Origin of the sequence: Zoogloea sp. (genome assembly GCF_028689785.1) — a bacterium.
Classification (GTDB): Bacteria; Pseudomonadota; Gammaproteobacteria; order Burkholderiales; family Rhodocyclaceae; genus Zoogloea.
The window spans coordinates 1-22,474 of the sequence record NZ_JAQVCN010000052.1; the positions used below are offsets into that span (position 1 = coordinate 1).

Below are 22,474 nucleotides of genomic sequence, written 5' to 3' on the forward strand. Positions count from 1 at the left end.
GGCCGAAGGTGAGCAGGAGGCCGTAGAGGTGATCAAGCTTGTACAGCTTGCGCAGCATGGTGCGCTCCAGGAGGACACCGAACAAGCCCACCAGCAGCGGCGCGGCGATCAGGGCCACCCAGTAGTTGATGTTGAATTTGGTCAGGGCCAGCCAGGCGATGAAGGCGCCCATCATGTACTGGGCCCCGTGGGCGAAATTGATGATGTTGAGCAGGCCGAAGATGATGGCCAGGCCGAGGCTGAGGATCGCGTAGAACGAGCCGTTGATCAGGCCGACCAGCAGCTGGCTGCCCAGCAGGGCGGTTGGGACGCCGAAGATTTCCATGGGTCACTCCAGAGCCGGAGCGGCGCGAGGCCGCCCCGGGGTCGTGGTTGCAGCGGCTTACTTCTTGACCAGCGGGCAGCGGGACTGGGACAGGGGCTGGAAGGCCTCGGCTGCCGGGATGGTCTGGCGGACGTGGTAGTAGTCCCACGGGTACTTGGAGTCGGCAGGTTTCTTCACCTGCATCAGGTACATGTCGTGGACCATCCGGCCGTCTTCACGGATCTGCCCGTTTTTGGCAAAGAAGTCGTTGATCGGCATCTTCTTCATCTGGGCCATTACCTTCTTGGTGTCATCGGTGCCGGCGGCCTTGACGGCTTTGAGGTAGTGGTACACCGAGGAGTACTGACCGGCCTGGACCATGGTCGGCATCTTCTTCTGAACGCCGAAGAAGCGCTTGGACCAAGCGCGGGTCTCGTCATTGAGATCCCAGTAAAAGCCCTCGGTCAGGTACATGCCCTGGGTGGTCTTGAGGCCCAGGGAATGGATGTCGGTAATGAACATCAGCAGGCCGGCCAGGGACTGGGTGGGCGTGATGCCGAATTCGGCGGCCTGCTTGATAGCGTTGGTGGTGTCGGCACCGGCGTTGGCCAGTCCGATTACCTGGGCGCCGGAGGCCTGGGCCTTGAGCAGGAAGGACGAGAAGTCGGAGCCCGGGAAGGGGTGGCGCACGGAGCCCAATACCTTGCCGCCGTTGGCGCTGACGACGGCCGAGGCGTCCTTCTCGAGGGCCTGGCCGAAGGCGTAGTCGGCGGTCAGGAAGAACCAGCTCTTGCCGCCCTGCTTGGTCACGGCCTTGGCGGTGCCATTGGCCAGTGCATAGGTGTCGTAGGTGTAATGGACGGTGACGTCGTTGCACTGCTCGTTGGTAATGGGGGTGGAGGCCGGGCCGCTCATCAGGGCGATGCGGTCCTTCTCCTTGGCGATCTTCATCACGGCCAGAGCGACAGAGGTAGTGACCAGCTCGGTGGCGGTGTCCACGCCCTCACGCTCGAACCACTCGCGGGCCTTGTTGGAGGCGATGTCGGCTTTGTTCTGGTGGTCGGCGCTGACCACCTCGATCTTGAAGCCGGGCTTCTCCTTGGCGATGAAGTCCTCGACGGCCATTTTGGTGGCTAGCACGGCCCCGGAGCCGGCCAGGTCGGAATAGGTGCCCGACAGGTCGGTCAGCACGCCGATCTTCACCACCCCTCCGGAGATCTGTGCCTGGGCTCCTGCAGACAGGGCGGCCAGGGCGGCGGTACAGGCGATGGAAATCGCTTTCTTCATGGTCATGTCTCTCTCCTCCTTGTTGTATTGATCCGGCTCAGACGCCGAGGGTTTGGTGCAGCCAGTCCATTTTTCCGGGGAGCTCGTCCCGGGTGATCGTGGCGATGATCTCGCCGTGTTCGAGTACGTAATGGCGGTCGGCCAGCGGGGCGGCGAAGCGGAAGTTCTGCTCCACCAGCACGATGGTGAAGCCGCGCCTCTTGAGCTCGATGATCACCTCACCAAGTTTTTTGACGATGACCGGGGCGAGGCCTTCGGTGATTTCGTCCAGGAGCAGTAGCTTGGCGCCGGTGCGTAGAACCCGGGCCATGGCGAGCATTTGCTGCTCTCCGCCCGAGAGTTTGGTGCCCGGGCTGTTGCGGCGCTCCAGGAGGTTGGGGAACATGGTGTAGATCTCGTCCACGCTCATTCCGCCGCTGGCCACCTGGGGGGGCAGCATCAGGTTTTCCTCGGTGGACAGGGAGGCGAAAATCGCGCGCTCTTCGGGCACGTAGCCGATACCGTAGCGGGCCATGCGGTGGGTGGGCTCGGCGATCACATCCTTGCCATTCACCATGATGGAACCGTTACGCCGGCCAACCAGTCCGAGGATGGACTTGAGGGTGGTGGAGCGGCCCGAGCCGTTCCGCCCGAGCAGGGTCACGCATTCGCCACGGCCGACGTTGAGGTCGATGCCATGCAGGATGTGGGATTCGCCGTAGAAGGCGTGCAGATCGTGGATCCGCAGCATTTCGGGCTTGGGGTCGAAGGCGCTGGTCATGGATCGCTTCCGGTCAGTGGTGGGCGTCGTTCATGTCGCTGGAGCCCACATAGGCCTCAAGCACCTGCGGGTTCTTCGACACTTCCTCGTAGGGCCCTTCGGCCAGCACGCTGCCACGCTGCAGCACGGTGATGCGGTCGCACAGATTGGCCACCACCGACAGGTTGTGTTCCACCATCAGAATGGTGCGCTTGGCCGATACCCTGCGGATCAGCTCGACCACCCGCCCGATGTCCTCCTGGCCCATGCCCTGGGTCGGCTCATCCAGCAGCATCATGGTGGGTTCGAGGGCCAGGGTCGTAGCGATCTCGAGGGCGCGCTTGCGCCCGTAGGGCATCTCTGCGGTGACGGTGTCGGCAAAGCTGCCCAGGTCCACCGATTCGAGCAGCTCCATGGCTCTGTCGTTGAGCACGTCGAGGCTTTTTTCGGAACGCCAGAAATGGAACTCGGTGCCGAGTTTCTTCTGCAGGCCGATGCGCACGTTCTCCATCACCGTGAGGTGGGGGAAGGTGGCTGATATCTGAAATGAGCGTACCAGGCCGCGGCGGGCGGTGGCCGCTGGGGCTTCGCGGGTGATGTCGCGACCGTCGAAAGTGATGCTCCCGCGGGTGGGGGGCAGAAACTTGGTAAGCAGGTTGAAGACCGTGGTCTTGCCGGCGCCGTTGGGGCCGATCAGGGCGTGGATGTGACCGCGGCGGACTTTGAGATCCACGTTGGAGACAGCCGCAAAACCCTTGAATTCCTTGGTCAGACCGGCGGTTTCGAGGATGAAATCGCTCATGGGACTTCCCGGGTTGGGTGAAATCAGTATTTCGCCGGAGTGGAGCAGCGGACGGGCAGGCGTTGGGGAGCGGGTTGCCGCTGGCGGGCTGCGAGGTGGCGTGCCATGGCGATGGCGAGGCCGAAGGTGAGGGCTGCGGCCAGGATGGTCAGTGCAGTCATGGCAAGGTCTCCGTTGTTTTCTTATGGCATCAAGACTAGGGCCGGAGCGTGTCTACACCGTTGCTCAAAGGTAACGAATGGTGCGTTTGTGCCCCGGGCTGAAAGCCTTATGCCTACTGTGTTTATGCCTTTATTAGGGGCCTATCCCCGTCCACCGGCCAATGGGGGAATACCCGAACTGACGCCGGCGTAAAGCGCTTGTGGTAAGCAGGCGCGCATCGAGTCGCAGCACCAGCAGTCTGACGAGCTAGAATGGAAGGCTGGCAGTAAAACCACATGTTTGCAGACGGAGTCCCCCGAGATGCCTCAGTATCGTTCCCGCACTTCCACCGCCGGTCGCAACATGGCCGGCGCCCGCGCCCTGTGGCGCGCCACCGGCATGAAGGACGGCGATTTTGAAAAGCCGATCATCGCCGTGGTGAACAGCTTCACCCAGTTCGTGCCGGGTCATGTGCACCTCAAGGATCTGGGGCAGCTGGTCGCACGGGAGATCGAGAAGGCCGGTGGTGTGGCCAAGGAGTTCAACACCATCGCCGTCGATGACGGCATTGCCATGGGCCATGGCGGCATGCTCTACAGCCTGCCCAGCCGCGACCTGATCGCCGACAGCGTGGAGTACATGTGCAACGCCCACACGGCCGACGCCATGGTGTGCATCTCCAACTGCGACAAGATCACCCCGGGGATGCTGATGGCCGCCCTGCGCCTCAATATTCCGGCGATCTTCGTGTCCGGTGGCCCAATGGAGGCCGGCAAGGTCAAGTGGGAGGCCAAGGTGATTTCCCTCGACCTGGTGGACGCCATGGTCAAGGCCGCGGACAGCAGCTGTTCGGATGAAGAGGTGGATGCCATCGAGCGTTCCGCCTGCCCGACCTGCGGTTCCTGTTCCGGCATGTTCACCGCCAACTCCATGAACTGCCTGACCGAGGCCCTGGGCCTGTCCCTGCCCGGCAACGGCACCGTGCTGGCCACCCACGCCGATCGCGAGCAACTGTTCCTGCGTGCGGGTCGCACCATCGTGGATATGGCCCGGCGCTATTACGAGAAGGACGACGAGTCCGTCCTGCCCCGCGCCATCGCCAGTTTCAAGGCTTTCGAGAATGCGATCAGCCTTGATGTGGCCATGGGCGGCTCCACCAATACCGTGCTGCACCTTCTGGCCGCGGCCAAGGAAGCCGGTGTGGATTTCACCATGAAGGACATCGATCGTATTTCGCGCAAGGTGCCGTGCCTGTGCAAGGTGGCGCCCGCCGTGGCGGACGTGCACATTGAAGACGTGCATCGTGCCGGCGGCATCATGGCGATCCTCGGCGAGCTCAACCGTGCCGGTCTGCTGCACACCGACCTGCCCACCGTTCACTCCAAGACCATGGCCGAGGCCCTGGCCAGCTGGGATGTGATGCAGGCCCACGACAGCGGCGTGTTCAACTTTTACAAGGCTGCCCCGGGTGGCGTGCCAACCCAGGTGGCTTTCAGCCAGGATCGGCGCTGGAACGAGCTCGATCTGGACCGCAGCAAGGGTGTGATCCGTGACAAGGCCAATGCCTTCAGCCAGGACGGCGGCCTGGCCGTGCTCTACGGCAACATTGCCGAGAAGGGCTGTATCGTCAAGACCGCGGGTGTTGATGAATCCATCTGGAAGTTTACTGGCCGGGCCCGCGTGTTCGAAAGCCAGGAGGATGCCGTGGCCGGTATCCTGGCCGACCAGATCGTGGCGGGCGATGTGGTGGTGATCCGTTACGAAGGCCCGAAGGGCGGCCCGGGCATGCAGGAAATGCTCTACCCGACCAGCTACCTGAAGTCCAAGGGCCTTGGCAAGAGCTGCGCCCTGCTCACCGACGGGCGCTTCTCCGGCGGTACCTCCGGCCTGTCCATTGGCCATGCCTCGCCCGAGGCCGGGTGTGGCGGTGCCATCGGTCTGGTGGAGGAGGGGGATGTGATCGAGATCGACATCCCGAACCGGCGCATTCACCTGGCCGTTAGTGATACCGAGCTGGCCCGTCGCCGGGTGGCCCAGGATGCCCGTGGCTGGAAGCCGGCCAACCGGGTGCGTCATGTGTCGGCCGCCCTGCAGGCTTATGCCGCGCTTACCACCAGCGCCGACACGGGTGCAGTCCGTGATGTGACCCAGGTTCAGCGCTGATCTTCAGTGCTGGCGGTTAACGCAGAAGCCCGGCTCAGGCCGGGCTTCTGCGTTAACACCGTGCAGTGAGTGCGTTCCGCTGTTATAGCTTCTTTTCCATGAACAAGGCCTGTCCCATGGCTGGGTCGAGCTGATAGGCCTGAAAACCGAAGCCCGTATAGGCCTCGCGGGCACCGCCGTTGCCTTCAAGAACTTCCAGCGTCAGCTTGCAGCAGCCAAGCGCCAAAGCCGCCTGTTCGGCGTGGGTCAGCAGGGCCCGGGCGATGCCCTGGCGACGGAAGTCCTCGTGGACGATGATGTCGTGGATGTTCAGCAGGGGCTTGCCGGCGAAGGTTGAAAAGCCTTCCACGCAATTGATCAGCCCGGCGGCACGGCCATCCTGATAGGCCACGAAGCTCAGTACCGTCGGGCGCTTGCGCAGCTCGGTCGGCAGGCGGGTGCGCAACTCGGCGGGCATTGGCTTGCCGGTTCCGCTGGGGCTGCGCATGTAGTGGTCGAGTAGATTGAGGAAGTCGTCCGTACAGGCCGGATCTTCGAAGTCCACAGGCTGGATGCGAAGGGTGTGCATGGGTGGGCGGCAGCCTCAGTGGATCTGGGAGACGGTGTAGATGAAGCCGGCGGTGATGAAGGTCAGCACCAGGACGACGGCACCGCCCGCAGCCAGGATCGGGGTGTAGCTCACGATGGCAAAGTGCCGGCCGCATTTGCGACAGCGGAAGTACTCCGTGAAGTTGATGCCCGCAAAGCGGTGCGGATGCATGCGCGAGGGGCGGACATCGACGCTCTTGCAGTGTATGCAGTACGGATTGGAAGTTCTGGCAAAGGCGAAGCGTCGTGCCGGCCGGCGTTTGGTTTGATAGCTTCCGAAGCTTCGGGTAGGGGGCGATTCAACGGGCGCAGGCAACTCGCTGTCGGGCCCCGTGGCGTCTGAGTCGGACTTTGTGAGCTGGCGGTTGATTTGCTTGCGACGGAGCAGAAAGAAGGCGAAACCGCCCGAAATGAAGGCCACGAAGATGGCCAACCCGAAGGTGACATAGGGCCCGACCACGCCCCAGATTGAAGCGAGGCTGGGGGCTGCAGATGCCTGGGCTGGGTTTTGCTGGGCGGCGGTGTCCGCGCTGGCGGCTTCGGCTGCCGCTGCGCTTCCCTTGAGTTCCTTGAGCTTTTCGTGACCGTTCCAGGCTGCATCGGCTGGTGACATGCCAGCCCGGGCGAGCAGGACCGCGTCGTCGAACACAAAACCGGCTTCCCACCAGGCCAGCCGGTCGCTGGGGGAGAAGCCCTCGCGTTTCCATTGGCTCGGGTCGGACTGATCGAGCTCGGACATCAGGCTGCGGCTGGTCTTGGCGGAGTCGAGCCACTCCCGCGCCTCATCGGGGTCGAAACCCTTGTCCGACCAGGTCCGGGCGACCAGGGGGGTGAAGCCGGCGCGCTTCCAATTGACGGCTTCGTTCGGTGTCAGGTTGTAGGCCTGCCAATCCCGTGCTTCTAGCGGGGTCATGCCGGTGTTTTCCCAGCGGCTGATCTTGGGAGGGCTTGGCAGGGCAGACTCTTCCGCGGGGCTGTCGGCCTGGGAGGACGCCTGAGCGGGGGCGCCGGGGGGCGTTTGTGCGATGGCCGGTGTCGCAAACAGGGCGAAGGCCGAAACGGCGGTCAAGAGTACTTTCATGGTCTCGGCACCTTAAAGCAGGGCGCTTTCAAAGTTGTAGCGGAAAGTTTTCGATGATGCGACAAAAGTCATATTGTCGCTGCCTTTTCAGAGGGTTCAAGGAAGGGAGATGACACATTTCATATTTGTTCCGCATGGTGAGGGTGTCGTCCAGCCCGTGTCAGTGCCCTAGTCGCGCCCTGGCCGTGGATGTAGGCCCCAGGGCGGTGGTCGGCCGTCCTTCGCAATTCGTCCGGGGAAAGGCGTATTGTGGGGCCGCCGAGCGTCAGGACGGTTCGGCAAGCAAGGGGGTGTGGATGCACGAGATGTCGCTGGCTGAAGGAATCCGCCAGATCGTTGAAGAGACTGCCCGGCATCAGGGCTTCGGTCGTGTCCGGACGGTGGTGTTGGAAATCGGTCAGCTGGCCGTAGTCGAACCCGATAGCCTCCGCTTCTGTTTTGACGCGGTGATGAAAGGTGGGCCGGCCGATGGGGCCGTACTGCAGATCGACCGGGTGCCGGGGACTGGCTGGTGCGCGCAGTGCGCTGCTCAGGTGGAAATCGCCGAGTTGTACGATCCCTGCCCTCGCTGTGGTGGCTACCGTGTGCAGGTGACCGGTGGCACCGAGATGCGGGTGAAAGAACTTGAAATCGAGTGAAGGTGTTGTGACATGTGCAATGTGTGCGGTTGTGGGGCCGGAGAAGCCCGTATTGAAGGGCTCCCGACGGGGCAGGGCGCCAGGCAGGGGCGGCCCGGCGATGCTGCCGGCGAAGTGTCGCCCCGAGGTTGGCGCGTCACCGACTCCCATGAGGCGGCTCACTATGGCCGCGGCCCGGCGGGGGCCCAGGCCCCGGGAATGAGTCAGGCGAGGATGCTCAGCATCGAGCAGCGCATCCTCGCCAGAAACGATGCCCTGGCCGACGAGAACCGACGCTGGCTCGCCGGGCGCGGCATCCTGGCCCTGAACCTGGTGTCCAGCCCCGGTGCGGGCAAGACCACGTTGCTGGTGCGCACCATTGAAGCCCTACAGGCCCGGGTGCCCGTGAGTGTCGTCGAGGGGGATCAGCAGACCAGCTTTGACGCCGAGCGCATTCGGGCCACCGGCGCCCCGGCCCTGCAGATCAACACGGGCAAGGGCTGTCACCTGGATGCCCTGATGGTCGGTCAGGCCCTGAGCCGGCTGGCGCCACCGGTCGACAGCGTGCTGCTGATCGAGAACGTGGGCAATCTGGTGTGCCCCGCGGCCTTCGATCTGGGGGAGCGGGCCAAGGTCGTGGTGCTGTCGGTGACCGAGGGGGACGACAAACCCCTCAAGTATCCAAACATGTTTGCCGCTGCCAGCCTAATGCTGATCAACAAGACTGACCTCCTTCCCTACGTGGATTTCAACGTGGATAAAGCTATCGATTTTGCCCTGCGGGTCAATCCCGCCCTGGTCGTGATTCCGGTTTCTGCCACCACGGGTGCAGGTTTCGATGCCTGGCTCGACTGGGTGGATGTTCATCTTGATGAGGCTCGGACTGTCGTCCCGCTGAAGGCGGATCTCTACGCCGGCAAGGGGGCATGAGCGCATGCTGATGTTCGTCGATCCAAGCCGTGTTGCCCGCCGTCTGCGTGTCCGGGGTGTCGTGCAGGGTGTGGGCTTCCGGCCGTTCGTGTATCGCTTTGCCACTACCCTCGGTCTGGTGGGCTGGGTGCGCAATGACGGGGGGGGCGTGGAGATCGAGATTCAGGGCAGTGAGCCCCTGCTTGATGCCTTCACCCAGTGCCTGGTCACTGAGGCACCCCCCTTGGCCCGAGTCGATTCGATCGAGCCGGAGGTCATTCCTCCAGATCTGTCCCGCAAGGCATTCCTGATCCTGCCCAGCGTCGAAGGGGCTGTGGCCACGGCCATCGGCCCCGACGTGGCGGTGTGCCCGTCGTGCCTGAGGGAGTTGTTCGATCCGGATGATCGGCGCTGGCGCTATCCCTTCATCAACTGCACCCACTGCGGTCCGCGCTACACCATCACCCGCTCGCTGCCCTACGACCGTGCCCGCACCAGCATGGCCGGTTTTCAGCAATGCCCCGGCTGCGAGGCTGAGTACCATCACCCGGGGGATCGGCGCTTTCACGCCGAGCCCAATGCCTGCCCGGCCTGCGGGCCGCAGTTGAGTCTGTTTGAGCCCCACGGTGTGCGGGCTCTGGCGCGTGATCCGGTGGCCGAAACCGTACGTCGGCTGAAGCTCGGCGAGATCGTGGCGATCAAGGGCCTGGGAGGGTTTCACCTGGCCTGCGACGCATCGCAGGCAGAGAGCGTGGCCCGCCTGCGCGCGCGCAAGCTGCGCCCCCACAAGCCCTTGGCCCTGATGTGCGCAAACGTGCCGAGCGCGGCGCAGTGGGCGCGGGTCTCCGCCGCCGAGGCGGCAAGCCTCGAAAGCCCAGAGCGGCCGATCGTCCTCCTCGACAAGCAGCCATCCTTTGATGAGGCGCTGCCCGGCGTGGCTCCTGGGCTCGACGAGCTTGGTCTGATGTTGCCCTATACACCGCTTCACTACCTGCTCTTCCACGAGGCTGCTGGCCGCCCTGCCGGTACGGCCTGGCTGGACGAAGTTCAGCCCCTGGTGCTCGTGATGACCAGTGCGAACCCCCACGGCGAGCCCTTGGTGCAGGGCAACGAGGAGGCCTTCGAGCGCCTGGGCGAGATTGCCGATGTGTTGCTCATGCACGACCGGGATATCGTGGTGCGCTGTGATGACTCGGTACTGCGCCTGCGGCCTGACCTCCCAGCCGGAGGGCGGGAGGAGGCGGACGGGGGCGTTCAGTTCCAGCGCCGGGCGCGGGGCTTCACGCCCCTCTCCTTGCCTCTGCCCGATGACGGGCCGGCCGTGCTGGCCTTCGGTGCCCATTTCAAGGCCACCCTGTGCCTGACCCGTGGGCGGGAGGCCTTCCTGTCCCAGCATATCGGTGGGCTCGATAATCCCGCCGCCTGCAAAGCCCTTGATGAGGCTGCCGAACATCTCCAGACCATCCTCTCCATGCGTCCGGCAGCGCTGGCCCATGATGCTCACCCGGACTATTACTCTACCCGTGCCGCCCTTGCCCTGGCGGATCGGCTGGGGATTCCGGCCATTCCGGTTCAGCACCACCATGCACATATCGCCGCCGTGTGTGCCGAGCATGGGCTCGACGAACCCGTCCTTGGCCTGGCCGCCGATGGCGTCGGGCTTGGCACCGACGGCATGCCCTGGGGAGGCGAGCTGCTGTACGTGGAGGGAGCCGCGTTTCGGCGCCTGGGGCACCTGAGCCCTTTGCCTTTGCCCGGCGGCGACCGGGCTGCTCGCGAGCCCTGGCGCATGGCTTGCGGGGTGCTCCACGTGCTGGGCCGTGGCGACGAAGCCATCACCCGGTTCGCCGCTCGGCCGAATGTGGAGCAGGTGCTCGGGATGCTGTTGCGGGGTACCCGCTGCCCGCCCACCACCAGCCTCGGGCGCTGGTTCGACGCCGCCGCCGGCCTGCTGGGGGTGTGTGAAGACATGACCTACGAGGGGCAGGCAGGGATGCTGCTGGAGGCCTTGGCCTGCCGCTTCGGCACCAGCCTGCCTCTACCGGGTGGCTATCACATCGACACAGGGGCCGAGCCCGGCCTGTCCGTGCTCAATCTCTACCCCCTGCTCATGCAACTCGCGGACGAGAACGATGCCGCGCGGGGGGCCGCCCATTTCCACGCCACCCTGACTGAGGCGCTGACCCAATGGGTAAGTGATGCGGCACGCACCACCGGTATCCGCAGTGTGGTGCTGGCGGGGGGCTGCATGCACAACCGCCTGCTGTCGGCGGGGCTGCGTCATCGTCTGCAGGCGCGGGGGCTGGCTGTCTTTGAGGCCCAGCATGTCCCGCCCGGCGACGGCGGCCTCGCCTTGGGGCAGGCCTGGGTGGCGCGGGCCAGCCTGCGCCAGGGTGTGATCTGAACCGCGGATCTGGAAGCCATGTGCCTCGCCATTCCCGCCCGAGTGGTCGAACTTCTGCCCGACGGCCAGGCAAGGGTGGATCTGGGCGGTGTGCGCAAGACGGTTTCCCTCGCGCTTGTGGACGCGGTGTGTTGTGGCGATTACGTGATCGTGCATGTGGGCTTTGCCCTGGCAAGGCTCGATCCTGAGGAGGCGGCCTGGACCCTGGCGCTGATGCGTGAGGTGGGCGTTACCAGCGACGGGGAGTACGGCCCACCGTGAAGTATGTGGATGAGTTCCGCGACGGTACGCTGGCCGGGCGGCTGGGGGCGGCCATCGCCCGTGAGCTGCCGCCCGGCCGGCGCTATGCCTTCATGGAGTTCTGCGGCGGCCACACCCACACCATTTCGCGCTACGGATTAGCCGATCTGTTGCCGGCCGGCGTCCGTATGGTGCATGGCCCCGGTTGTCCGGTGTGCGTGCTGCCCATCGGTCGTATTGATCAGGCCATCAGCCTGGCCCTGGATCACGGGGCAACGGTGTGCACCTACGCCGACACCCTGCGTGTGCCGGCCTCGGGCGGGCGCTCCATGCTGCGGGCCCGGGCTGAGGGGGGCGACATCCGGATGGTGTATTCCGCTACCGATGCGCTGGCCCTGGCCTGCCGGGAGCCGGCCCGCCAGGTGGTGTTCTTTGCGATCGGTTTTGAGACGACCACGCCACCTACTGCCGTGGTGATTCGCGAGGCAGCCCGCCTGGGGCTGAAGAACTTCAGCGTGCTGTGCTGTCATGTGCTGACACCGGCGGCGATCAGCGCGATTCTGGCCTCACCCCCGGCGGGCGCGTTGGAGGCTGTGCCGCTGGATGGCTTTGTTGGCCCGGCTCATGTCAGTACCGTCATCGGCAGCCGTCCCTACACCGGCTTCGCCGCGGCCTTCCACAAGCCGGTGGTGATCGCCGGCTTCGAGCCCCTGGACGTGATGCAGGCCATCCTCATGCTGGTGCGTCAGGTTAATGAGGGGCGCGCCGAGGTGGAGAACCAGTTCACCCGCGCCGTCACCGAAAGCGGCAATCTTAAGGCCCAGGCACTGGTGGCCGAGGTGCTGGCGGTGCGGGAGTCCTTTGAATGGCGGGGCCTGGGGGGGCTGCCGGCATCCGCCCTCCGGCTCGCCGATGCGTACGCCGGGCTGGATGCGGAGCAGCGTTTCGGCTTGCACTATCAGGTAGTGCCGGACCACCCGGCCTGCGAATGCGCGGCTATCCTGCGTGGCCTCCGGACGCCCCGTGAGTGCCGGTTGTTCGGTACCGCCTGCACGCCGGAAAATCCGATGGGCTCGTGCATGGTGTCGTCTGAAGGGGCGTGTGCCGCACACTACACCTACGGGCGCTTCCGCCATTGTCCGATTGTTGCTGAGTGATGGAGCGTTTTATCCAAGTCTTTGTGTCAAAAGAGGGCAATGCTGTGCGGGTGGCGGTCTTGCGGGTGTGAGGGAAATCCCGCAGAAAGGGTCAACCTCTGCTTCTTGCTGCCGATAAGCGCCCATGGGCCCGCTTCGAGGCCCGCAAGGAGACAACGGAGTGAAGCTTTTCAGAAGCCTGCGCGGTGCCCCTTCGCCGGGCGTCGCAGTTCTGCAGTGCCGGGCGTCCGAAGTGGCGGCAACCCTCGCCGCCACCTCCCTCTCGCCCACCTTCATCAGTGGTTACGTGTCGCCCCATGTGGACATCGACCCGATTGCCCGTGACGTGACGGCCCGCTTTCCGGGGGTGCCGGTCATGCTTTGCTCCACGGCTGGCGAGCTGTGCGGCGATAACGAGAGCCTTTACTGCCGCACTGGCGGCAGCTGGGATCGGGTGGTGATCCAGTGCTTCGATGCAAGCCTGGTCGCCCGTGCCCAGGTCATCGCGGTGCCCTTGGGTAGCGAGGATCTGCGTTGCCAGCAGAGCGAGCTTCCGGTGAAGGAGCGGGTCGCCCGGATTGCCCGCAGCATCCAGGCCGCCCGGGCGGACATCGATATTGATTACCGTGACACGCTGGCTTATGTGCTCTTCGATGGCCTGTCTGCCTCCGAGTCCTTCTTTATGGAAGCTCTCTATGATTCGGGACGTTTCCCCTGCCTGTTCGTAGGCGGGTCGGCTGGTGGCAAGTTCGATTTCAAAAACACCTGGATTCATGACGGCAGCCGTCGCCTCGAGAACCATGCCCTCATCGCCTTTCTGAAGATGCCCAAGGGGGTCCGTTTCGGTGTCCTGAAAAGCCAGAACTTTGTGCCTGACGGCCCGCACTTCCCGGTCATCGGTGCATCGCTGGAGCAGCGTTACGTCAGCCAGGTGATCGATGCGGAGGGGCGCATCGTGCCGTTTGTGGAAGCCCTCTGCGCCCATTTCCGCTGTGCGCCGCAGGACCTGGAAAGCAAGCTGGCCGACTATTCGTTTGCGATCCAGGTGGGCAAGGAGATTTTCGTCCGCTCGGTGGTCAACGTCGATCTGTCGGCAGGGCGGGTGAATTTCTACTGTGACATCTCGCCGGGCGAGGAGCTTTTGCTGGTGCGCCGCACCAGCCTGGTGCAGAGCACGGAGCAGGATTTCCGTGCCTTCATGGCAGGCAAGCCCGGAGCGCCGGTGGCTGGAATCCTCAACGATTGCATCCTGCGTCGCCTATACAACGACAAGGAATTGTCGAAGGTTGGTTCGGCGCTGCCCTGCAAACAGCTGGCGGGCTTCTCGACCTTTGGCGAGATCCTCGGCCTCAACCTCAATCAGACCCTGACAGCGGTGTTCTTCTTCCGGGTGCCGGAGGGCGCGCCCTTCCGCGACGACTACGTGGACAATTTCGTCGCTCACTATGGTGAGTTCAAGGCCTTCTTCCTGCGCCGTCAGAGCGCCAAACTGGCCGGCCTGTCGCGGGTTATCGTCAAGCAGATCGCCGATTACCAGTCCCAGGCCTTCGACAGCCAGCTAGACCCATCCAGTTTCGACGACAACATTGCCCTGGTGGTGCATGGCCTGAACAGCTTGGGTCAGACCCTCCGGGAGTCCCACGATATCCGCGACGACACTGCCCGTCAGCTGGAGCACTGTGCCGGGGATCTGTATGCCTCGGTGGGCAGTCTCACCGGCCACATCCAGGAGCAGGGGAGGGTGGTGCATGCGGCCAGCGATACGGTGGGTGAGCTGACCCGCCAGGCCGCCGAGGCTGCTGACAGTGCCCGCAAGCTGGCTGATGCCAGCGGGCGCATACAGGGGGTGGTGGAGGTGATTCAGCAGATCGCCGACCAGACCAACCTGCTTGCCCTCAATGCTGCCATCGAGGCCGCCCGGGCTGGCGAGGCGGGTCGCGGTTTTGCCGTGGTTGCCGACGAGGTGCGCAAACTGGCGGAGAAGTCCCGCACGAGTGCCGGCGAGATCGGTGCCGACATCTCGACCCTGGCCAACGAGATCGGGCGGGTGGCCGGGGAAATCGAGCGTCAGGCCGGGGATGTCTCCAATCTGTCTGGCTTGTTGTCCGACATCGAGGCTTTCAGCGGCAAGACGGCGGGTACGGCCGATCACACCAAATCAGTGGCCGACACCCTCAAGAACCTCACCGGCAATCAACGGGTTCTCGCCTGACGCGGGCGGGGCGCAGTATGCTCCGAAGGTACTGCAGGTTTGCGCCGCAGCACCTCTACCTATGAAAGAAATCCCCACGCTTTCCGCGATGCGGCTCGCTGCTCTCCGAGGGGGAGCTTTTCATCCTGGGGCGGCCCTGCGATGAAAAGGCCCTGTCTCCGCCCCCTCGACCTGCGCCACGGCAGCGTGGACCTTGCCCACGGGGGCGGTGGTCGCGCAATGGTCCAGCTCATCACCGAGCTCTTTGGCCGTGCCTTCGACAACCTCTGGCTGCGCCGGGGCGACGATGGGGCCGTGCTGCCGGCGCCTGGCCCGGGGGAGCGCCTGGTTCTGGCCACCGATGCCCACGTGGTGTCTCCGCTGTTTTTTCCGGGGGGAGATATCGGCAGCCTGTCGGTGCACGGCACGCTCAACGATCTGGCCGTGATGGGGGCCCGCCCCCTCTACCTTGCAGCGAGCTTCATCCTCGAAGAGGGCTTTCCCCTTGCCGACCTGCAGCGCATCGTCACCAGCATGGCCGCCGCTGCCCGTGGGGCCGGCGTGCCGGTGGTGACGGGGGATACCAAGGTGGTGGAGCGGGGCAAGGGCGACGGGGTCTTCATCACCACCACGGGGGTGGGAGCCCTTGCCGCGGGGCGGGATCTCTCAGGTGCGAATGCCCGTCCGGGGGATGTGGTCATCGTGTCGGGCACACTGGGAGATCACGGTATGGCGATCATGGCCCAGCGGGAGAATCTGGCCTTCGAGTCCGACATCGTTTCCGACAGTGCGGCCCTGCACGGACTGGCCGCGTGTGCCCTGGCAGCGGCGCCGGGTCTGCGGTTGTTGCGTGACCCGACCCGCGGCGGGTTGGCGGCAACCCTCAACGAGATTGCCCAGCAATCCGGTGTGGGCATGGTCCTGGATGAGGCAGCGATCCCCGTTGCGCCCCAGGTGGCGGCAGCCTGCGAGTTCCTGGGGCTGGACCCGCTCCACATCGCCAACGAGGGCAAGCTGGTGGCGGTGTGTCCGCCCGCCGAGACCGCAGGCCTGGTGGCCGCCTTGCGCAGCCATCCGCTGGGGCTGCAGGCCGCCCGTATCGGCGAGGTGATCGCCGATACGCATCGTTTCGTGCAGATGAAGACCGTGCTTGGAGGGCGCAGGATGGTGGACTGGCTGGCTGGCGAGCAGCTCCCGCGGATCTGCTGATCTCCTGACTTCGTTTGGTGGCCGGTAGCGTTTACTGCCGCCCGCCGAAGCGGTTTTCCTGGCCCCGTCCGCCCTCACCGCCATGGCCCCGATTGTTGTCCCGCGGGTTGTTCATCTCCGTCGGGGGGCGGAAGCGCGAGTTGGGCTCACCCTGCGGGCGGGGGGCCTCCATGCGTGGCATCTCCTGTCGCGGGGCATTCTGCTGGCCCCAGCCCCCCGGGTTCGGCTGGGGGGCGGCCCGGGGGGATGAGATGGGGGGCGGTGGCTCCTGCCGGGGAGCGCGCTCCCGCTCCTGACGGGGCGGTGCATTGCGGTAGTCGTCCCGGGGGCCGTCGCGACGCCTGTCGTCCTGCCAGCGATGTTCGCGTTCGTGGTCCCGGCCCGGATTCCAGCCAGGACGCCAGCCCGGAGGCGGCCCGGGATGGGGCTCCATGCGGTGTGGCGGGGCGCGGTATAGGGCCGGCGGCGGCGCGGGGCGCCAGTGGTGCCGGTCGCCATACCAGGGGCGATCCCGGTAATGATGGCCCCAGTAATCGCCGATGATGAAGCTGATCAAGGGAATCCCGAGGGAGGGTCCGTACTGGATGATCGGCAGGGGTTCGCCGGCCCAGGAGAAGCTGAGCGCGCCACTCCAAGCCCAGCCCCGAAAGCCGTCCCGGGTGACCAGGTCGCACCACTGGTAGCCCTGTAGGCAGCCCACTACGTCGATCTCCATGCCTGGAGGGAGTAACGCGATTTGGGGGTAGTCCGGCCCCGGTCCGGCATACAGGCGAATGGGCTCGGTGATGTAGGCCGGGCGAGCGTCGTCCACTGCGGGCAGCAGGGCCGCGGCAATGGCCAGGGTGCGGAGCAGGGTGGGGAAGGGCAAGTGTTTGTCCGAGAGGGACGTGCTCCTGACAAGGGGGGCGATATGGGGGATCAACGCACCGGGCAGGGGGCGGGACCGACATGGGACTGTAAGCGCAGATTTCGCCCCGCGGGCAAGCCTGTCAGCGCCCCCTGTGCCGGTCAAGTTGCTTCTCTGTCCGCCGTTGAAGGGGGCAAGTCCCTGATCTGTTAGGAGTCCGCCATGAAAGTCGCCGCTGCCAGCATGGATCTCGCCGCCACCCATAGGGCCAGCAGCACGGTCGACGTGGACGAGCGCCTGAGAGCGTGGATCGGGCCGCGCCCCGGCTCGGGGGAGGCGCGTCCGCCCAGTCGGGCGGTGGTGGTTTCCGATGCGGCCAGGCAGGCCTTCGATCTTGAAAAGGCGGCCCCGGCGGCACCGGTTTCGACGGATGAGGTGGAGGCGGATCCGCGGCTTGAGCTTCTACGCTCCATTGTCGAGATGCTTACCGGGCAGCGCATCCACCTGATGTCTGCATCGGATATGAATCCTGATCAGGTGGCGGCGGAGTCCGCCCGGTCGACCGGGGCGGCCAACGAGCAGGAGCCGGAGTTCGGTGTCGAGTACGATCGCACCGAGACGCGTACCCACAGTGAGGAAACCCGGTTTGCCGCCGAAGGGACGATTCGTACCGCGGATGGTCGCGAGATCGGTTTCAGCGTGGCCCTGTCCATGTGGCGCAGCGAAACGGAAACCCACCAGCTCACCCTGAGGGCCGGTAACGCGGTGAGCAAGGATCCGCTGGTGGTCAATTTTTCGGAGAACGCCGCCAGCCTTAGCAGCCAGCGCTTCAGCTTCGATCTGATGGGGGATGGCAAGGAGGTGGCCATGCCCGTGCTGCAGCAGGGCAGTGGCTTTCTGGTGCTTGATGCGCGGGAAGGGGCGCAGGTCACGTCGGGCCGGCAATTGTTCGGGCCCGCCAGCGGTGACGGCTTTGCCGACCTGGCTTTGCATGACAGCGATGCCAATGGCTGGATCGACGAGGCCGATCCGGTGTTTTCCCGTCTTGGGGTGTGGACCCCGGACGCCAAAGGTGGCGGCACGGTGGTGAGCCTGGGCGAAGCCCGCATCGGCGCGCTCTACCTGGGGCGGGTGACCACACCCTTTACGCTCAAGGAGGGCGGCGAGAACCTCGGTGCGGTACGCAGCTCCGGCATCTATGCCCGCGAGGACGGTGGCGTGGGGACTTTGCAGCAGGTGGATCTGAAGGTCTGAGCCACTGTTGGGCGGGGTATTCAGTCGGCAGACAGGGTCTTGGCCCGGAAGCCAGCCGGTACGCCCGCCGGGCGACGGGCCTGGTAGTTGAAGAAGATGATGCCGGTCTTGCCTCGTGCTACCTCACGACCGCTGGCCTTGTCGCTGGCACGCCATACCAGGTCGCAACCGTACTTATTGAATTCCGCGGGTGCCATTTCGAAGAGCAGGGTTTCGCCGTGGAAGGCCTCGGACTTGTATTGCAGCGCTGCGTCGGCAACGACGATACCGACGCCCTCCACATCCAACTCTGTGTAGCCCAGGTGTTTGAGGAAACGCACCCGGGCCTCCGACACCAGGCCGACCAGGGCCGCGTTGTCCAGATGGTGGCCGTAGTTGATGTGGCTGATATAGATCGGAATCTCGGTGCTGAAGACGAAGTGCTCGGGCAGGTCAATTAATACGCGGGTCATGATGTCTCGTAGAAGGAGGATTCGGGGATTCGCGAGATTATCGCAGCCTGCCGGCATCCAGCGGCGGTCAATTGCGCCTGGCGTGCCCGCCGGGCAGAATGCCCCGGTCGTACTGACCATGGAGCCGCCGTGGAGCGATTCACCATTTCCCTCGATGAAGAACTGGCCCAGGAGTTTGATGCTCTGATCGCTACTCGGGGTTACTCCAACCGCTCGGAGGCCGTGCGCGACATCCTGCGTGCACAAATTGAAGCCAGCCGCCTGGTGCGGGAGGACGCACCGCACTGCATCGCCAATCTGTCCTACGTGTACAACCACCCTGAGCGGGAACTTGCCGAGCGTGTAACCCACGCCCAGCACGCGCACCATGATCGCCCGCGGAGCTGATGGGCACCCCCTGGTGAGGCGCTGCCGGCTTGGCACGATTGTTGTATGAACTAAACTGTTAAGTTCATAACTTTGTGCAGGTGCCGGTCATGCACGATCTCCCTTCCGATGGTCTCGCCCTTGTTCTGCTGGTATTCGTGCTGGGCCTGAAGCATGGTTTCGATGCAGATCACCTCGCCACCATTGATGGCCTGACACGCTACAACGCGGCGGTCCGGCCGAGGCTGGCGCGCTTCTGCGGCAGCTTGTTTTCCCTCGGGCATGGTGCGGTGGTGGTGGTCATCGCCGTGGGTGCAAGCCTGCTTTCCCAGGGATGGGCTGTGCCGGAGTGGCTGGAGAGCTCGGGAGCGTGGATATCCATCACCGTCCTGGTTTTGCTCGGCGTGCTCAATTTGCGTGCGGTGTATGCTGCCGAAGCGCACGAAATGGTGCGTCCGGTGGGGCTCAAGGGGCGATGGGTGGCGCGCAGCGGGCAGGTCAGTCACCCCGCAGGGGTGGCGCTGGTGGGGGCCCTGTTCGCCTTGTCCTTCGATACGGTCAGCCAGGCTGCGCTGTTTGCGATGGCGGGTGTTCAGGCCGGCGGCTGGCTGCCGGCGGCAGGCCTGGGGCTCGTCTTCATGGCCGGCATGTTGCTGGCGGACGGTGCCAACGGGCTGTGGATTGCCCGGCTGATTGCGCGCGCAGACGCCACTGCGCGGATCGCCTCACGGGTGATGGCGCTGGCGGTGGCAGGCATCAGTCTGCTGGTGGCGGCATGGAGCCTGGCACGGATGCTGGCGCCGACCCTGGATGCCTGGGGGGAGGGCAAGGCGCTGCTTTTCGGGGCAGGCGTGATGGCGGTGATCTTCTCCAGTTTCCTGCTTGGTCAGCGACTCGCCCGCGCTCCTGCTCACGCGGTAGATATCCCGGGTTGAGCTTGGGCGTGGAGGGCCCCGCCGTGGCGGTTTGTGCCCACCGAGCGCGGACAATTCTGTACGATTCGCATTCTTGACCACGCTTAAGGCTGTTTGCTGCACTGCGCGACAAATTTGCGCTGTCGGCACATGATCCCGATGTGTCCGAATTCCCCTGAAGCGTCGTTCATCCCAAGAGTCTGCATTGAAACCCCTGAAATTGCCTGCCACCGAGGCTCATTTCCAAGCGCCAGATACCTGCACGCAGGGGCGAGTTTTGCGCCTGAGCGTCTGATGATGGACCGGAGCTTGACCTACGCCGTCGTGGTGTCCCTTGCGGCCCATGGACTGGTGCTGGGGTTCGGAGGTGGGAAGCTTCGACAAGAGGTGGAGGCGCCGCGTGTTCTTGAGGCCCGCCTGACGCCGGAACCGCCCCCCGCCCGGCTTCCCGAGCCTCCTCGACCCCAGCCCGTGAAATCCCCGGCAGCGTTGGCGCCGCAGCGGCAGGTCAATACACGGTCGCCCCAGGCTCAACCCCATGCCAAGCCAGTACCGCATCTGATGACGGCTCCACGTGCCGATGCTGAAGCGCCAGCCGTGTCGGCCACGCCCCATCCGGCTCCGGAGCCCGCGCTTGCTGCTACGGCGGTTGCAGCGGGGGCTGGGACATCTGCCGCACCGTCAGCCAATGGAGGGGCAGCCACCTATTCGCCTCCAGGTTTCGGCGCCAGCTACCTTCATAACCCGAAACCGGCCTATCCGATCATGGCCCGTCGGCGTGGGCTGGAGGGGTTGGTGCGCCTGGATGTCCGGGTTTCCGCCGAAGGTATCCCTGTTGCAGTGAAGGTGCGCGAAAGTTCCGGCCACGAGTCCCTTGATGACGCGGCCCTGACTGCGGTGTGGCACTGGCGGTTTTCGCCGGCCCGGCGAGGTGGAGAGCCGATTGAGGGGGTTGTCGTAGTGCCCGTGCGTTTCAATCTCGAAGGCGATCCCGCTGGTTAGCCGGCGAAGCAAATCTGACTTTACTCGGAGCATTCATGTCCCTGCATCTCTGGCTGGGCTTCCTGGCCGCAGCCCTGGTGGTTGCCGTCTCCCCTGGGCCCGGCGCCGTACTGAGCATGAGCGTCGGTCTGCGCCATGGCTACTGGCACGCCTTGGCGGGCATTGCTGGCTTGCAGACGGCGCTGTTGCTGCAACTGGCTTTGGTGGCCACGGGCCTTGGCGCCCTGCTGGCCGCTTCGGAAACCGCATTCTTGGTGGTGAAATTGGTCGGTGCGGGCTATCTGGTGTGGCTTGGCATCCGGAAATGGCGGGCAAGGGTCGAGGAGGGGGCAGGCGCAGCCCTGGAGGCGGATGTGCCCGAGGGGTTTTACCGTCAGGGTATTCTGGTCAATCTTGGCAATCCGAAGGCTATTGTTTTCATTGCGGCGCTCGTGCCCCAGTTCATCGACCCGTCAAGGCCCCAGCCTCCCCAGTTTCTCGTCATCGCTGCAACCATGTGCAGTGTCGATACCCTGGTAATGTCTTGCTATGCCCTTCTCGCCAGCCGATTTCGCGGTCTGACGAGCAGCCCTCGGGCGGCCGTGCTGCAGAACCGGATCTTCGGTGGGCTGTTTGTCAGTGCCGGTCTGCTCCTGGCCGGCAGTTCGCGGCATTGATCAGCGCGCGGCATCGAAGTCCGCTGCGAGTTCATTAAGGGCCGCGTCGTCCAGCGCCAACTCATGCTCCACCATTTCAGCCCAGTCGATCCAGTCGGGTGACATGCCATCCCTCAGCCGTCGCCCGGCCGCGAGGAGCATCGCGATCCGCCTAGGGGCGTCAGCGAGGCGACTGGCGCCACGCGGGTCGTGATGGACACGAATGGCTTCGGATACATCAGCGGGGAGCTTCCAATTGCGTGCAACCAGAAAGCTCGCGGCCGCATGATCCGTTCCGCTGAGCACATCCAAGGCACGGGCGCTGGCCTCCAGGGCAGGGCCTTGGGCGCGAAACACTTTGCTGTGCTCCGGGGTGCGCTTGAGAATCACCGCCAGTCCGGCGTCCTGCATCAGTGCCGCCAGATAGGCCGCATCCGCAAATGCCTTGAATGATGTCTGGCGGCTGGCTGCATAAGTCAGCTCGGCAGCCCTTGCGCTGGCCGACCACAAAGACTCGACCACGGCAGGGTCCAGCCCGCCGCATTGGCTGCGCAGGGCCGTACTTGCGGCCGTGGCCATGGTGCGGGTCCGGCCGAGCATGGTGATGGCCTCCAGCGCAGAGCGGGGAGCGCTGCGCGGCCGGAAAACCGGAGAGTTGGCAACCCGTAGCAGGGCTCCGGTGATGGCCGGATCGTGGCTGACGGCGAAGGCCAGTTCCCGGGGGCCGGCGTTCTCGTCTGCGGCTGCTGCCTGCAGCCGAAGGAAGCCCGGCCCGGGGGCCGGCAGCACGACCCCGCTTGCCAGTACAGCGTCAATCAGTACGTCCTTGTTCATGTTTCCATGCCCTACTTGCGCCGATTTCCCGGCTTCGTTGCCATTACAGCACAAGCCAGGAAAATATTTGAAAATAGCGTTTGACAGTGTTTGTTTGGGTGCCTATAATGCGCGCTTCTCGCTTGGAGGGGTTCCCGAGCGGTCAAAGGGATCAGACTGTAAATCTGACGGCACTGCCTTCGAAGGTTCGAATCCTTCCCCCTCCACCAACGGTTTTATGCTGTTGCTCCATGTTTGTGTTTAGGCATGAAGTGGTGATTGTGAGTCGTGCGTTGTATAGCGGGTGTAGCTCAATGGTAGAGCAGAAGCCTTCCAAGCTTATGACGAGGGTTCGATTCCCTTCACCCGCTCCAGGTTGA

At 64.7% G+C, this 22,474-nt stretch carries 22 protein-coding genes, 2 tRNA genes and 1 pseudogene; 15 read left to right on the forward strand and 10 right to left on the reverse strand.

Annotated elements, in window-relative coordinates; translation table 11 throughout:
- The 5 genes and pseudogenes from PHI64_RS17925 to PHI64_RS17945 form a co-directional block, all read right to left on the reverse strand.
- Positions 1-325 (reverse strand): annotated as a pseudogene (locus PHI64_RS17925) (branched-chain amino acid ABC transporter permease); the annotation flags it as partial.
- Between the two features lie 57 nt (positions 326-382).
- Complete coding sequence (locus PHI64_RS17930; protein ID WP_299885693.1) at positions 383-1,597, reverse strand: ABC transporter substrate-binding protein; 1,215 nt, start codon at positions 1,595-1,597, stop codon at positions 383-385.
- A 31-nt stretch (positions 1,598-1,628) separates the two neighbouring features.
- On the reverse strand, positions 1,629-2,351 hold the full coding sequence (locus tag PHI64_RS17935) for an ABC transporter ATP-binding protein (RefSeq protein WP_299885696.1): 723 nt from the start codon (positions 2,349-2,351) through the stop codon (positions 1,629-1,631).
- A gap of 13 nt (positions 2,352-2,364) precedes the next feature.
- Positions 2,365-3,132, reverse strand: a complete 768-nt coding sequence (locus PHI64_RS17940; RefSeq protein WP_299885699.1) for an ABC transporter ATP-binding protein — start codon at positions 3,130-3,132, stop codon at positions 2,365-2,367.
- 23 nt (positions 3,133-3,155) lie between these two features.
- Complete coding sequence (locus tag PHI64_RS17945; protein WP_299885701.1) at positions 3,156-3,293, reverse strand: hypothetical protein; 138 nt, start codon at positions 3,291-3,293, stop codon at positions 3,156-3,158.
- 301 nt (positions 3,294-3,594) lie between these two features.
- Between PHI64_RS17945 and ilvD the strand changes: the two genes are divergently transcribed.
- Entirely contained in the window at positions 3,595-5,436 is a 1,842-nt protein-coding gene (gene ilvD, locus PHI64_RS17950; protein ID WP_299885704.1) for a dihydroxy-acid dehydratase, read from the forward strand.
- 82 nt (positions 5,437-5,518) lie between these two features.
- On the opposite strand, the gene PHI64_RS17955 is transcribed toward ilvD, so the two are convergent.
- Entirely contained in the window at positions 5,519-6,004 is a 486-nt protein-coding gene (locus tag PHI64_RS17955) for an N-acetyltransferase (protein ID WP_299885707.1), read from the reverse strand.
- 15 nt (positions 6,005-6,019) lie between these two features.
- Positions 6,020-7,105: a transmembrane domain-containing protein gene (locus PHI64_RS17960; protein ID WP_299885711.1), complete on the reverse strand. Its 1,086-nt coding sequence runs from the start codon at positions 7,103-7,105 to the stop codon at positions 6,020-6,022.
- Between the two features lie 296 nt (positions 7,106-7,401).
- Here PHI64_RS17960 and hypA point away from each other — a divergent pair, with 296 nt between their 5' ends.
- From hypA to hypE, 7 genes are all read left to right on the forward strand, one after another.
- A complete protein-coding gene (gene hypA, locus PHI64_RS17965; RefSeq protein ID WP_299885714.1) occupies positions 7,402-7,743 on the forward strand; it encodes a hydrogenase maturation nickel metallochaperone HypA in 342 nt (113 codons plus the stop codon).
- A gap of 12 nt (positions 7,744-7,755) precedes the next feature.
- On the forward strand, positions 7,756-8,652 hold the full coding sequence (gene hypB / locus PHI64_RS17970; RefSeq protein WP_299885717.1) for a hydrogenase nickel incorporation protein HypB: 897 nt from the start codon (positions 7,756-7,758) through the stop codon (positions 8,650-8,652).
- Positions 8,653-8,662: 10 nt separating this feature from the next.
- Entirely contained in the window at positions 8,663-11,035 is a 2,373-nt protein-coding gene (hypF, locus tag PHI64_RS17975; RefSeq protein WP_299885720.1) for a carbamoyltransferase HypF, read from the forward strand.
- An 18-nt stretch (positions 11,036-11,053) separates the two neighbouring features.
- On the forward strand, positions 11,054-11,296 hold the full coding sequence (locus PHI64_RS17980) for a HypC/HybG/HupF family hydrogenase formation chaperone (protein WP_299885723.1): 243 nt from the start codon (positions 11,054-11,056) through the stop codon (positions 11,294-11,296).
- Positions 11,293-12,432, forward strand: a complete 1,140-nt coding sequence (gene hypD, locus PHI64_RS17985) for a hydrogenase formation protein HypD (protein WP_299885726.1) — start codon at positions 11,293-11,295, stop codon at positions 12,430-12,432. The genes PHI64_RS17980 and hypD overlap by 4 nt, the downstream gene beginning before the upstream one ends.
- A gap of 160 nt (positions 12,433-12,592) precedes the next feature.
- Entirely contained in the window at positions 12,593-14,623 is a 2,031-nt protein-coding gene (locus PHI64_RS17990) for a methyl-accepting chemotaxis protein (RefSeq protein ID WP_299885729.1), read from the forward strand.
- A 141-nt stretch (positions 14,624-14,764) separates the two neighbouring features.
- On the forward strand, positions 14,765-15,811 hold the full coding sequence (hypE, locus tag PHI64_RS17995) for a hydrogenase expression/formation protein HypE (RefSeq protein ID WP_299885732.1): 1,047 nt from the start codon (positions 14,765-14,767) through the stop codon (positions 15,809-15,811).
- A gap of 31 nt (positions 15,812-15,842) precedes the next feature.
- Here the strand turns inward: hypE and PHI64_RS18000 are convergent, their stop codons facing one another.
- Positions 15,843-16,679: an SH3 domain-containing protein gene (locus PHI64_RS18000; protein WP_299885735.1), complete on the reverse strand. Its 837-nt coding sequence runs from the start codon at positions 16,677-16,679 to the stop codon at positions 15,843-15,845.
- Positions 16,680-16,880: 201 nt separating this feature from the next.
- Between PHI64_RS18000 and PHI64_RS18005 the strand changes: the two genes are divergently transcribed.
- The gene (locus tag PHI64_RS18005) at positions 16,881-17,912 is read left to right on the forward strand and encodes a hypothetical protein (protein WP_299885738.1); all 1,032 of its coding nucleotides are present in this window, start codon (positions 16,881-16,883) and stop codon (positions 17,910-17,912) included.
- Positions 17,913-17,932: 20 nt separating this feature from the next.
- Here the strand turns inward: PHI64_RS18005 and PHI64_RS18010 are convergent, their stop codons facing one another.
- Positions 17,933-18,364 carry a thioesterase family protein gene (locus PHI64_RS18010; RefSeq protein ID WP_299885740.1) on the reverse strand — a complete coding sequence of 144 codons (432 nt, stop codon included), beginning with the start codon at positions 18,362-18,364 and terminating at the stop codon, positions 17,933-17,935.
- A 129-nt stretch (positions 18,365-18,493) separates the two neighbouring features.
- Here PHI64_RS18010 and nikR point away from each other — a divergent pair, with 129 nt between their 5' ends.
- The 4 genes from nikR (at position 18,494) to rhtB (ending at position 21,302) form a co-directional block, all read left to right on the forward strand.
- Positions 18,494-18,751 carry a nickel-responsive transcriptional regulator NikR gene (gene nikR, locus PHI64_RS18015; protein ID WP_299885743.1) on the forward strand — a complete coding sequence of 86 codons (258 nt, stop codon included), beginning with the start codon at positions 18,494-18,496 and terminating at the stop codon, positions 18,749-18,751.
- Positions 18,752-18,840: 89 nt separating this feature from the next.
- Positions 18,841-19,665 (forward strand): nickel transporter, encoded by an 825-nt coding sequence (locus PHI64_RS18020; RefSeq protein ID WP_299885746.1) that lies wholly within the window; start codon positions 18,841-18,843, stop codon positions 19,663-19,665.
- 540 nt (positions 19,666-20,205) lie between these two features.
- Entirely contained in the window at positions 20,206-20,646 is a 441-nt protein-coding gene (locus PHI64_RS18025; RefSeq protein ID WP_299885749.1) for an energy transducer TonB, read from the forward strand.
- A 35-nt stretch (positions 20,647-20,681) separates the two neighbouring features.
- A complete protein-coding gene (gene rhtB / locus PHI64_RS18030) occupies positions 20,682-21,302 on the forward strand; it encodes a homoserine/homoserine lactone efflux protein (protein WP_299885751.1) in 621 nt (206 codons plus the stop codon).
- Here the strand turns inward: rhtB and PHI64_RS18035 are convergent, their stop codons facing one another.
- A complete protein-coding gene (locus PHI64_RS18035; RefSeq protein WP_299885754.1) occupies positions 21,303-22,115 on the reverse strand; it encodes an HDOD domain-containing protein in 813 nt (270 codons plus the stop codon).
- A gap of 124 nt (positions 22,116-22,239) precedes the next feature.
- On the opposite strand from PHI64_RS18035, the gene PHI64_RS18040 reads away from it, so the two are divergent.
- Together PHI64_RS18040 and PHI64_RS18045 are read left to right on the forward strand one after the other, a co-directional pair.
- Positions 22,240-22,324: transfer RNA gene (locus PHI64_RS18040), tRNA-Tyr, on the forward strand.
- A 70-nt stretch (positions 22,325-22,394) separates the two neighbouring features.
- Positions 22,395-22,468: transfer RNA gene (locus tag PHI64_RS18045), tRNA-Gly, on the forward strand.
- The last annotated feature ends 6 nt before the right edge of the window (positions 22,469-22,474 follow it).